Annotated in this window: 9 protein-coding genes, 1 other RNA gene and 1 pseudogene; 9 read left to right on the top strand and 2 right to left on the bottom strand. The window is 38.8% G+C overall.

The genetic code is table 11. The features are described from left to right. Window positions 1–4: 4 nt before the first annotated feature. The 9 genes from tpiA (at window position 5) to QNH48_RS25655 (ending at window position 10565) form a co-directional block, all read left to right on the top strand. Window positions 5–766 (top strand): triose-phosphate isomerase, encoded by a 762-nt coding sequence (tpiA, locus tag QNH48_RS25695; protein WP_095246679.1) that lies wholly within the window; start codon window positions 5–7, stop codon window positions 764–766. Then, entirely contained in the window at window positions 759–2291 is a 1533-nt protein-coding gene (gene gpmI / locus QNH48_RS25690) for a 2,3-bisphosphoglycerate-independent phosphoglycerate mutase (protein ID WP_283952532.1), read from the top strand. Before tpiA ends, gpmI begins: the two co-directional genes overlap by 8 nt. Window positions 2292–2318: 27 nt before the next feature. Continuing rightward, window positions 2319–3617 (top strand): phosphopyruvate hydratase, encoded by a 1299-nt coding sequence (gene eno / locus QNH48_RS25685; protein ID WP_283952531.1) that lies wholly within the window; start codon window positions 2319–2321, stop codon window positions 3615–3617. Between the two features lie 230 nt (window positions 3618–3847). Beyond that, window positions 3848–4081: a preprotein translocase subunit SecG gene (secG, locus tag QNH48_RS25680; protein ID WP_095246682.1), complete on the top strand. Its 234-nt coding sequence runs from the start codon at window positions 3848–3850 to the stop codon at window positions 4079–4081. A 136-nt stretch (window positions 4082–4217) separates the two neighbouring features. Next, entirely contained in the window at window positions 4218–4973 is a 756-nt protein-coding gene (locus QNH48_RS25675) for an alpha/beta hydrolase (protein ID WP_283952530.1), read from the top strand. A gap of 12 nt (window positions 4974–4985) precedes the next feature. Then, a complete protein-coding gene (gene rnr, locus QNH48_RS25670; protein WP_283952529.1) occupies window positions 4986–7328 on the top strand; it encodes a ribonuclease R in 2343 nt (780 codons plus the stop codon). A 297-nt stretch (window positions 7329–7625) separates the two neighbouring features. Further along, window positions 7626–8093, top strand: a complete 468-nt coding sequence (gene smpB / locus QNH48_RS25665; protein ID WP_133369083.1) for an SsrA-binding protein SmpB — start codon at window positions 7626–7628, stop codon at window positions 8091–8093. A 155-nt stretch (window positions 8094–8248) separates the two neighbouring features. Then, window positions 8249–8584, top strand: a transfer-messenger RNA (tmRNA) gene (ssrA, locus tag QNH48_RS25660). A gap of 940 nt (window positions 8585–9524) precedes the next feature. Further along, window positions 9525–10565, top strand: a complete 1041-nt coding sequence (locus QNH48_RS25655; protein ID WP_283952528.1) for a flavin-containing monooxygenase — start codon at window positions 9525–9527, stop codon at window positions 10563–10565. A 499-nt stretch (window positions 10566–11064) separates the two neighbouring features. Here the strand turns inward: QNH48_RS25655 and QNH48_RS25650 are convergent. Together QNH48_RS25650 and QNH48_RS25645 are read right to left on the bottom strand one after the other, a co-directional pair. Beyond that, a pseudogene (locus tag QNH48_RS25650) lies at window positions 11065–11322 on the bottom strand (DUF2935 domain-containing protein); the annotation flags it as partial. 357 nt (window positions 11323–11679) lie between these two features. After that, complete coding sequence (locus QNH48_RS25645; RefSeq protein WP_283952527.1) at window positions 11680–12972, bottom strand: UDP-glucose dehydrogenase family protein; 1293 nt, start codon at window positions 12970–12972, stop codon at window positions 11680–11682. Window positions 12973–13102: the final 130 nt, after the last annotated feature.

Below are 13102 nucleotides of genomic sequence, written 5' to 3'. Positions count from 1 at the left end.
CCGCATGCGTAAACCGATTATTGCAGGTAACTGGAAAATGAATAAAACACTAGCTGAGGCAAAAAGCTTTACGGAAGAAGTAAAAGGACTTGTACCTCAAGCAGACAAAATCGATTCTGTCATTTGTGCCCCGGCTTTATTTTTACAAAATCTTGTAGAAATTACGGAAGGCACAGAAGTGAAAATTGGTGCCCAAAATATGCATTTTGAAGAGAGCGGAGCGTTTACCGGCGAAATCAGCCCAAAACCTCTTTCTGAAATTGGCGTGCAATATGTGATTATTGGTCATTCTGAACGTAGAGAAATGTTCAATGAAACGGATGAGTCTGTAAACTTAAAGACACTTGCAGCCTTTAAATATAACTTAACACCAATTGTTTGTTGTGGTGAGACACTAGAACAGCGTGAAAATGGAGAAACGATGGATTTTGTAGGATCTCAAATTCAAAAAGCGCTGGCTGGTTTAACGGATGACCAAGTGAAGCAGACCGTTATTGCCTATGAACCTATTTGGGCAATTGGAACTGGAAAATCATCTACTTCACAAGATGCGAATGATGTTTGTGCACATATTCGTCAAGTAGTTGGCCAACAGTTCAGTGAAGATGTTGCTAATGCTGTTAGAATTCAATATGGCGGCAGTGTGAAACCAGAAAATATTAAAGAATATATGGCACAGCCAGATATCGATGGTGCTCTTGTAGGCGGAGCCAGCCTTGAAGCCCGCTCATTCTTGCAGCTATTGGAGGCAGGAAGTTATGAGTAAGTCTCCCGTTGCCCTCATCATTCTAGATGGATTTGGATGCAGGGATGAACAAAAAGGGAATGCAGTCTTTCATGCAAAAAAACCGAATTTTGATCGGTATTGGAGTAATTTTCCACATTCGCATTTAACGGCTTCAGGCGAGGCAGTAGGGCTTCCTGAGGGACAAATGGGTAACTCAGAAGTGGGTCATTTGAATATCGGTGCCGGCCGTATAGTTTACCAAAGCTTAACACGTGTGAACATTGCCATTCGTGAAGGTGAATTTGAAAAAAATGAAACCATTTGTAGTGCGATGGATCATGTTAAGAAAAACGGAACTAACCTACATTTATTTGGATTACTATCTGATGGCGGTGTACACAGCCATATTAACCATATGTTTGCACTCTTAAAGCTGGCGAAAGAAGAAGGCATAGAGAATGTTTACGTTCATGGCTTCCTTGATGGACGTGATGTTGGCCAGAAAACAGCTGCAACATATATACAACAAACTTTGGATAAAATGAACGAGTATGGCGTTGGAGAATTCGCAACCATTTCTGGACGCTATTATTCAATGGACCGTGACAACCGCTGGGAGCGTGTTGAAAAGTCATATTGTTCCATGGTTTATGGCGATGGGCCTGCTTATACAAATCCATTAGAGGTAGTAGAGGATTCCTACCAGCATGGAATTTTTGATGAATTCGTTATTCCTTCCGTAATCACAAAGGAAGACGGTAAGCCTGTTGCAACCATTCAGGACAATGATGCAGTCATTTTCTATAATTTCCGTCCTGACCGAGCGATTCAAATTTCTAACGTATTTACAAATGAAGATTTCCGACCATTCGATCGTGGAGAAAAACATCCTAGAGATTTATTCTTCGTATGCTTAACACACTTCAGTGAATCAGTGAATGGTTATGTTGCGTTTAAACCTTCTAACTTGGATAACACATTAGGAGAAGTATTAGCTCAAAATGGATTGAAGCAATTAAGAATTGCCGAGACCGAAAAATATCCCCATGTTACTTTCTTTATGAGCGGCGGCCGTGAGGATAAATTTCCAGGCGAGGAGCGGATTTTAATTAACTCGCCAAAGGTTGCAACCTATGACCTTCAGCCTGAAATGAGCGCCTATGAAGTAACAGATGCCCTCATAAAGGAAATACAGGCAGATAAGTTTGACGCCATTCTTTTAAACTTTGCAAACCCAGATATGGTTGGACATTCTGGAATGCTTGAACCAACTGTGAAGGCAATTGAAACGGTTGATGAATGCTTAGGGAAAATTGTTGATTTAATTCTTGAAAAAGGTGGTACAGCTATCATCACAGCTGACCATGGTAATGCAGATGAAGTTATCACCCTTGGAGGTGATCCGATGACCGCTCATACAACCAATCCTGTACCTGTAATTGTTACAAAGAATGGTGTAGAGCTGCGCAACGGCGGTATCTTAGGAGATTTAGCTCCTACGATTCTGGATCTTCTAGGAGTACAGAAGCCAGCTGAAATGACAGGAAAAACATTAATTAAATAATTTTCATATTAAAAGGAGAGAAATTAAATGCCATTTATTGTAGACGTATATGCACGTGAAGTATTAGATTCCCGCGGTAACCCAACAGTGGAAGTTGAAGTTTTTACAGAATCAGGAGCTTTTGGCCGTGCGTTAGTACCAAGCGGTGCTTCAACAGGTGAATATGAAGCAGTAGAACTTCGCGATGGCGATTCAGAACGTTACCTTGGTAAAGGTGTATTAAAAGCAGTAGAAAATGTTAATGAAATTATTGCTCCACACCTTGTTGGCGAAGAATTTAGTGTATTAGATCAAGTTTCTGTCGATCACGCTTTAATCGAGCTTGATGGAACTGAAAACAAAGGTAAATTAGGTGCCAACGCAATCCTTGGTGTTTCTATGGCCGTTGCTCATGCTGCAGCTAACTACTTAGATGTTCCTTTATATCAATACCTTGGCGGATTCAATGCAAAGCAGCTTCCTGTTCCAATGATGAACATTGTAAACGGTGGCGAGCATGCTGATAACAACGTTGATATTCAAGAATTCATGGTAATGCCTGTAGGAGCTCCAAACTTCAGAGAAGCCCTTCGTATGGGTACTGAAATTTTCCACAGCTTAAAATCAGTTCTTAAAGAAAAAGGACTTAACACAGCAGTTGGAGATGAAGGCGGATTTGCTCCAAACCTAGGATCAAACGAAGAAGCACTTCAAACGATTGTTCAAGCAATCGAAAAAGCTGGCTACAAGCCTGGTGAAGAAGTATTCTTAGCAATGGACGCTGCGTCTTCTGAGTTTTATAACAAAGAAGATGGAAAATACCACCTTGCAGGTGAAGGCGTTGTGAAGACTTCTGCTGAAATGGTTGATTGGTATGAAGAGCTTTCTAACAAATATCCAATTATCTCTATTGAAGATGGTCTAGATGAAAACGATTGGGAAGGTCACAAGCTTTTAACTGAGCGTATTGGAAACAGAGTTCAATTAGTTGGTGATGATTTATTTGTTACAAATACTAAGAAGCTTTCTGAAGGTATCACAAATGGTATCGGTAACTCAATCCTTATCAAAGTTAACCAAATCGGTACATTGACTGAAACATTTGATGCGATTGAAATGGCGAAGCGTGCTGGCTATACTGCTGTTATCTCCCACCGTTCTGGTGAAACAGAAGATAACACAATCGCTGACATCGCGGTTGCAACAAACGCTGGTCAAATCAAAACAGGTGCACCTTCACGTACAGACCGTGTAGCGAAATACAACCAATTGCTTCGTATTGAAGATCAATTGGGTGAAACAGCACAATACAACGGATTAAAATCTTTCTATAACCTAAGAAAATAATTATATTAGTTAAGGCACTCATTGACGAATGAGTGCCTTTTTGTCTGGAGTGACCGAAGGATGAAAAGAAGATGGTTCAGGGTAACTCTAGCGAGTCTTTAGTTTAGAGCAATCTGACATCTCGGGGGAATCTCCTAAAAGCTGACACAAACACCAGTATTGTTAAAAGGGAAATAATATGGTAAATTAGAAATACTGTGAAATGTACGAACTAACAGGAGGTGGCTTACATGCATGCATTGGTTGTTACATTATTAGTAATCGTGAGTATTGGACTTATTCTAGTTGTTTTATTGCAATCAGGTAAAAGTGCTGGATTATCTGGCGCCATTTCAGGTGGTGCTGAAACATTATTTGGTAAGCAGAAAGCACGAGGACTTGATTTAATTCTACATCGTATTACCATTGTTTTAGCAGTTCTTTTCATTATCCTTGCGGTATTGGTTGCATACTTCGAAGTTTAATAAAGATTGCTCAAAAACCTGGCTAAATGTCAGGTTTTTTTATTGCATAAAAATCAGAGGCTAATTTCTGGAATGTTACCCAATTCTTTGCTTAAACTAAGATAATGGATTTTATAGAACCGAAGGAGTTTTAACTATGAAAATTGCTGTACCAAAGCCTTTTACCTTTAAAGGAGGAAAGCGAGCTGTCTTATTGCTGCACGGTTTTACAGGCAATTCGGCAGATGTCCGGATGTTAGGACGCTTTTTAGAAAAAAGGGGATATACCTGTCATGCACCGCACTATAAGGGACATGGTGTTCCACCAGAGGAACTAGTGCACACTGGCCCTGAAGATTGGTGGCAGGACGTCATAAATGGCTATAATTTTTTGAAAAATCAAGGATACGAAGAAATTGCAGTTGGCGGACTTTCGCTTGGCGGCGTATTTTCCTTGAAATTGGGTTACACTGTACCTATAAAAGGTGTATTTCCAATGTGTGCACCGATGTATATAAAAAGCGAAGAAGTGATGTTTCACGGAATTCTTGAATATGCACACGAATATAAGGTACGAGAAGGAAAAAGCGAAGAACAAATTGAACTAGAAATGAATGAGTTTGCGAAGACACCGATGAAAACCTTAAAGGCACTGCAAGACTTAATTGCAGATGTTCGCAATCATGTTGATATGATTTATGCTCCAACATTTGTTGTTCAAGCACGTCATGACAAAATGATAAACACAGATAGTGCAAACATCATTTACAATGAAGTGGAATCCGTCATGAAAGAAATCAAATGGTATGAGGAATCAGGCCATGTGATAACGCTAGATAAAGAACGTGAGCAGCTTCATGAAGATGTTTACGCCTTTTTAGAAAAATTAGATTGGAATAATTTATCCTATTGAGGAGGGATTTTATTGGAAGATAATATTCAACTGCACGTTGACAAGCTATTACAATATATGAGGGACGAGGCTTACAAGCCTTTGACTGTTCAAGAGCTAGAAGAGGCTTTTGGTATTTCAGATTCTAGCGACTTTAAGGAATTTGTAAAAGCACTTGTTCAAATGGAAGAAAAGGGACTAGTCGTCCGTACTCGCAGCAACCGTTATGGCTTGCCGCAAAAAATGAACTTAATCCGCGGGAAACTAACAGGTCACGCTAAAGGATTTGCCTTTGTGATTCCTGATGAGCCTGGGATGGATGATATTTTCATTCCGCCAAATGAAACGAATACCGCGATGCACGGAGATACCGTTCTTGCCCGTATTTCATCAGAAAGCTCGGGACAGCGCAGAGAAGGCAGCGTCATTCGCATTCTTGAACGAGGGGTTCAGCAAATTGTAGGTACCTATGTAGAAAGCAAAAGCTTTGGTTTTGTTATTCCTGATGATAAAAAGTTTGCTAGTGATATTTTTATCCCCAAATCAGCATCTAAGGGTGCGGTCGAAGGTCATAAAGTTGTCGTTAAATTAATCACCTATCCTGAAGGCAGGAAAAGTGCTGAGGGTGAAGTTATTACGGTCCTTGGCCATAAAAATGACCCAGGTGTGGATATTCTATCTGTTATTCATAAACATGGTCTGCCGATGGCATTCCCTGATGATGTATTAAAGCAGGCAAATGAGACTCCAGATACGATTGATGAAAGCGAACTGGCCAACCGCCGCGATTTACGGAATGAAACCATTGTCACAATCGATGGTGCTGACGCAAAGGATCTTGATGATGCTGTTACGGTGACAAAGCTTGCAAATGGCAACTATAAACTTGGGGTACATATCGCAGATGTGAGCTATTATGTGAAAGAAGGAACGCCCATTGATCTTGAGGCGGAAGAACGGGCAACGAGTGTTTACTTAGTAGACAGGGTTATTCCGATGATTCCACATCGTTTATCAAATGGTATTTGTTCACTCAATCCAAAGGTAGATCGTTTAGTACTGTCATGTAATATGGAAATCAACGACGAAGGTCAAGTTGTTAATCATGAAATTTTTCAGAGCGTGATTAAAACAACTGAGAGAATGACTTATTTTGATGTAAATAGGATTTTAGTTGATAAAGATGAAGAAACACGGAGTCGATACGAGTCTCTTGTTCCGATGTTTGAACAAATGGAAGTGCTGGCACAAATCTTGCGCGAAAAGAGAATGAAGCGGGGAGCCATTGATTTTGATTTTAAGGAATCAAAGGTATTGGTTGATGAAGAAAGTAAACCGATAGATGTAGTGCTTCGTGAACGTTCAGTAGCAGAAAAATTAATCGAAGAGTTTATGCTGGCTGCAAACGAAACCGTTGCAGAGCATTTCCACTGGATGGAAGTACCGTTTATTTACCGTATTCACGAGGATCCAAAAGAAGATAAGCTAAGAAGATTTTTTGAGTTTATCACTAATTTTGGATATATTGTCAAAGGAACGGCCAATGATGTTCATCCTAGGGCTCTTCAAGAAATTATTGAAGAAGTTCAAGGCAAGCCTGAAGAGATGGTCATTTCAACGGTTATGCTTCGTTCTATGCAACAGGCCAAATACGATCCAGAAAGTCTAGGACACTTTGGATTATCGACTGAGTTTTATACTCATTTCACATCACCAATTCGTCGATATCCTGATACCATCGTTCACCGCTTAATCCGGACGTATCTTATTGAAGGAAAGCTTGATGAGACAACAAGGGAAAAGTGGAATGTCAGACTGCCTGAAATTGCTCAGCATTCATCTAAGATGGAGCGTCGAGCGGTTGACGCAGAACGTGAAACGGATGAACTTAAAAAAGCTGAATACATGGAGGACAAGATTGGTGAAGAGTATGACGGTATTATTAGCTCAGTGACCAATTTTGGAATGTTTGTCGAGCTTCCAAATACGATTGAAGGCCTCGTGCATGTCAGCTACCTGACAGATGATTACTATCGTTTTGATGAACGCCATTTTGCGATGATCGGCGAGCGGACAGGTAATGTATTCCGAATTGGCGATGAAATTACCGTTAGAGTAGTAAAAGTAAATAAAGACGAACGTTCGATTGATTTTGAAGTCGTTGGCATGAAAGGAACTCGCCGCGAGCGGCCTGAGAATACGAGAGTATTTAAAACAGGCAGTGACACGAAAAAGCCGCGCCGCAATAAAACAGAAGGTCGTGGTGGTCAAAAGTCTGAAGGAACTGCCCAAGGATCAGGTACGAGAAAGAAAAAGAAGTTTTACGATAATGTACCGAAAAATAAAAGCACTAAGCGGAAAAAGAAGAAATATTAAATTTTGTAAGCTACACTCCTTCATAGTGCCCGAAATCCTATGCAATTCAGAATTCGGGCACTATGAGGGTTTTATAATGCCCGAAACCTTACCATGAAGAGGATTTGGGTAACTATAGGGGCTCCATAGTGCCCGTAATCTTATCATAAAGAAGATTTGGGTAACTATAGAAGCTGTATAGTGCCCGTAACCTTGTCACAATGAAGGATCAAGTAACTATAGAGGCTTAATGTACTTACTTTCAATTGTTATGGTTATTGTTTTCTGCTAAAATTAACCCATAACGAGGTGAGAGACATGCCAAAAGGTATAGGGAAAGTGGTTGCGCAAAATAAAAAGGCATACCATGATTACTTTATTGAAGAAACATACGAAGCTGGAATTGTCCTTCAAGGAACAGAAATCAAGTCCATTCGTGCTGGGAAAGTGAACTTAAAGGATTCCTATGCAAGAATTCATAACGGTGAAATGCATTTATTAAACATGCACGTAAGTCCATATGAGCAAGGGAATCGCTTTAATCATGATCCTTTGAGACAAAGAAAGCTTTTGCTCCATAAGCGGGAAATTAACAAGCTTTTTGGAGAAACAAGAGAAGCAGGATATGCGCTTATACCATTAAAAATTTATTTGAAAAATGGATTTGCCAAAGTTTTGTTAGGATTAGCAAAAGGTAAAAAGAATTATGACAAACGTGAAGTCTTAAAGCAAAAAGAGGCAAAACGCGATATCGAGCGTGCATTCCGTGATCGGCAAAAGATGTAATTACAAATACTTACAATTGAAAAATGCTCGAAGTGTGTTATAATAAGTTTGTCGCTGAGATATGCGATGAGAAACTTTTGCTCAAACTATTGTTGAGCATCCTACGCTTGCTAAAATCTTTAACTAGATTTCAGCACATTTTATAATGGGGGCGCTAAGGATTCGACAGGGGTAGTTCGAGCTTAGGTTGCGAGTCGAGGGGATCGGCCTCGTTAAAACGTCAACGCCTATAACTGGCAAAACTAACAACAACCTAGCTTTCGCAGCTTAATACTGCATAGCTGTTCGCCCCTCCATCGCCTATGTGGTAGGGTAGCGGACTCACTCTAAGTAGGCTACGCCGGAGTCCACCGTCTGAGGGCGAAGGAAGAGAACAACCAGACTAGCTGACCGGCCGCCTGTCGATAGGCAAAAGGATTAGCGAAGCGCCAATATGTCGACTACACTCGTAGAAGCTTAAGTGCCGTTATCTTTGGACGCGGGTTCGATTAGTAATTAGTCGCCTTATGTGGTAACACATAAGTGAAAATTCGGCTTTATCGGTGAAACCTAAGTCGCTTAAATGGCGATAAGGCAATGCCGAGCGGTATGTGGAGTAATCCAACAGCCGTGTATCGACTTATAGGCTGCCATTTCAAAAATGGTAGTACTAGGATGCGAAATCCTTACCTTTAGGTAAAAATTATATTTCGCATAAGACGCCGAGGGACCTGTAAACTACGCAGGTTCAAGATATAGTCAGTGCCATGACGAAAGCATGGAAACGCACGTCCCGCCGTCTCCACCATACATAAGGTGGATTACAAGGCTAGCAGAATGTTACTTGAACCATAGGATTGCCGCTTTGGCAAAGTAATGCTTCAAAAAACTGCTGGCAAGAATATGCTTCAAATACGTAAGAACTGTAGAAACAAACCTTCTACAGTTCTTTTTATTTTAGGTTAATATCCCATGGAAATAACTTATAAGACTGCATACAATTTTTTATTTATCAATGATTACTAAAAGAGAGGAAAAGTTTCCAATTAGTCTAAAGGGAAGAAGTTACACAAATTAAAACAGGGCTGAATGCTCTGTCTTTTTTTATCATTATACAATCATTAGCAAATACAGTAAGTACATAACTATTAACAGACTCTTTTTATTCCTGATACCTCAAAGCCTTCGCTTTCCTTATGCATTTAGTTTCATCATTATCCATTGGGGGATGACCAAAAGGAGTCATACTTGAAGTCACCTGTATGAACAACATTCCCTAACGGAACAACTGCCAATTTCAAACCTAAGGTAGAGGTAGAATTATTAGTGTTTAAAAATGCAAGTGGGGTGAACAGTTTTTATCAAGTTGGATATGAGCCTTTTCCCCCTAAAAAGATTTGACCTTATTTGTTTTTATTGGGAAGCCTTTGGATTAAAAGGGGGAAATTACATATGCTTTATGACGTTATTGTTATTGGAGGAGGCCAAGCTGGACTTTCTATGGGATATTATTTAAAACAAACAAAATTATCATTTCTCATTTTAGATAAGGGACCTGCTGTCGGTGATAGCTGGAAAAATAGGTATGATTCTTTAACCTTGTTTACACCACGCTCTTATAGTTCTCTACCTGGATTATCATTAAAAGGGGATGAGAAAAAGTACCCTACTAAAAATGAAATTTCGGATTATTTATCATCTTATGCCAATACTTTTTCGCTGCCTATTCAACTTAATACTTCAGTTTTGAATTTGGACAAAAAAGACTATTTTATTTTGAACACTACACAAGATGAGTATCATAGTAGAAATGTAATCGTAGCAACAGGTCCTTTCCAAGATCCATCTATCCCAGAATTTTCACAACTTCTTTCAGAAAATATCCTTCAACTTCATTCATCAAAATATAAAAATCCCAACCAATTAAAGAAAGGAGCCACACTCGTCGTTGGAGGGGGAAACTCAGGTGCTCAAATCGCGGCTGAAATATCAATAGGAAGTATAGTGTATTTGTCGGTTGGACAGCAACTAAAATTCCTGCCTCAGGATATAGCGAAAAAAAGCGTTTTTTGGTGGTTTGATAAATTAGGAGTCTTAAAGGCTAATGTACATAGTAAAGTTGGTCAATTTGTAAAGAATAGACCAGACCCTATATTCGGATTCGAGCTTAAATCACAAATAACTAATGGCAGGGTGGTACTAAAACCTAGAGCAACTTCAGCTAATAAGAATGATATATTTTTTGATGACAATACCAGCTTAAAAGTGTCGAATGTGATTTGGTCCACTGGATTCAAATCAGATTATAGTTGGATAAATCTCCCCGAATTTTCAGATGAAAAAGGACTCCCAATACATCAAAGAGGGGTAACTTCAATTAATGGATTATACTTTTTAGGTTTACCTTGGCAATATCGAAGGGGATCAGCATTACTTCAAGGAGTAGGAACGGATGCAAAATATATTGTTAACAAACTATTAATTAATGAATAATGGGTTCCAATCCTTTGTATAATCAGGAAAACTTACATATGAATATAATGTACAAACGTATCATTTGGAGGAATTCTATGGTAGAGGCAATTGAAGCCAGTCATAATAAGCTCATATTAAATAATGGGTAACCATAAATATTTACTAATCCGGTTGACCCTATAATAGGAAAGGGCGGGTAAATAAACAAGTTCGCACAGTATATGCAAAAAAAAACATCCAAGGATGGCTTGAAGGAGGATGCATGAATTAACATACTTTAATGTACGCTTGGAGGATATTATGGAATGAGCAAAATATCTCGAAGTTAATAATTAAAAAAATATCCGTAGCAGTTTGGGCCACGGTTGAATTTAAAAAATGTTGTGACTCTTGCCCCTTTCCTTTTTGCGAAGTTCGCGGGTGCAAGAATTGAATAGCCAGCTGACATTACTTTTAAAAGCCTTCTTATATTTGATTCCTTAGATTCGCCTCTAAGTGTTAAACCTAAAATTTTTCATTTATAACTCCATATTGCAACTGCAGCTTGATAAACCTCGCTGTTGAATGCTTGAATCTGACGTAAATCAGTATTTAAAGTAAATCTAGATAACTTTTCCTCTATCCTTTCAAACAAAGAAATGAACTGCCGAGCTTCTTCGATCAGTTGTGTCTGCTCAAAAGTAAAACCCAAACTTAAAAACAAGGCATGTTCTTTCATAATCCTAGACCAAAATCGAATTTCATCTAATGATCTTTCGACGAATGGATTTGTCACACGTTCTCCCCCTCCTATTCGAATCTTCCATTTGAATATATACGCGTAGTAATTTTGTTTTATTTTAGATGGACTTTTGGAAAACTTTTTGTAGATTACCGTACACATCAAATAAAAATAAGGAATTTGTTTGTTAAAAGGGGATCATCGTCCCAACCAGCCTCAAACATGTTAGATGAGATCAAAAAAAAGGACAACCAGAAAAATCTGGCTAACCTTATTTTACGAACAGGGTGTTTCTCTATTAGGGCTGGCTGTGAAATAATGTCTTCCTTCTTTACAATTAAAAAAATGCGACCACCACAGTCTATGACTTTGCATATTTTATTCACGATGATCCATTTTATTTCGTGAAACCTATCTACCTATTGAATAATATTCAATGGGATATTGGCTAACCTCTTGTAAGGAATAACAGTTTCGTCCATCAAAGATAATAGGTGAAAACATTAAATCTTTGAATTTTGATAAGGGAAATCTTTTGATTTCATCCCAATCCGTAACGATAAATGCCATCTCTGCATTCAGCAGTGCATCCTCAATCGTAGATGAATAGTAAATAGAGTCCCCCAAATGTTTCCTTGCATTATTAATTGAGACTGGGTCATATGCTACTAGTTTAACCCCTTCATCTAGCAGCATATTCACCATTCTTAAAGCGGGTGAATCCCTTACATCATCTGTATTCGGTTTAAATGAAAGACCTAATATTGCCGCCTTTTTATTAAGGAGACTGCCAAAACGCTGCTCTGCTTTTTTTATTAATATATTCTGCTGGTCCTGATTCACAACTTTTGCAGCTTTTATTATGGTCAAATCTACATTATGCTTGACTGCAGTATCTATCAGTGCATTTACATCTTTTGGAAAGCAGGAACCTCCATAGCCAATTCCGGCTCTTAAAAATTGTGATCCAATACGTGAATCAAGACCCATTCCATAGGCAACGTCCTCAATATTTGCACCGACTTTTTCGCATATTTGTGCAATTTCATTAATAAAGCTTATCTTCGTCGCTAAAAATGCATTGGAACTGTACTTAATTAATTCGGCGCTCTGCAAGTCGGTCTTAAAAATTGGAATGCCAAATGGTTGATTGATTTCTTCTACCAGTTCTGCGGCATATTTACAATCAGAGCCAATAACAATTCGGTCCGCAAAGAATGTATCATGGATAGCAGAGCCCTCCCTTAGAAATTCTGGATTGGACACTATCTCAATTAAAGCTTGCTTACTTGAAGTTGCCTGGATTCGTTCTTTAATAATCCGATTAGTTCCAATAGGGACGGTGCTCTTCATGACAATAATGACTTCATTTGATAAGTGTTCAGCGATTCGATCTGCTGCCGAAAATAAATAACTGAGATCTATTTTTCCATCTTGGCCCATGGGGGTGCCAACTGTTATATAGATTAATTCACTATTCGATAAAGCATCTCGATCGTTGTATGTAAATGATAACCTGCCACTTTCGGTATTTTTTTTAACTAGTTCTTTGAGCCCAGGTTCATAGAATGGAAGGCAACCTTGATTCAATAATTTAATCTTTTCACTATCTATATCGTAACATGTTACCATATGGCCAATTTCCGCTAAACATGTGCCGGTTACTAGCCCAACGTGGCCAGTTCCAACAAGGGTAATTTTCATCTATCTTCCTCCACTATAGTATTCGGTTTTAGAGTTTCATTAATTATACACAATTATTAAAAAGTTTATTTAACAACTTATTGACATTGAGAATCATTCTCTTTATAATCGTAAATGTGAATGATATTCA

It is taken from the genome of Neobacillus sp. YX16, assembly GCF_030123505.1.
Taxonomy (GTDB): Bacteria; Bacillota; Bacilli; order Bacillales; family Cytobacillaceae; genus Neobacillus.
This window is presented reverse-complemented; position numbering and strand designations above follow the sequence as displayed.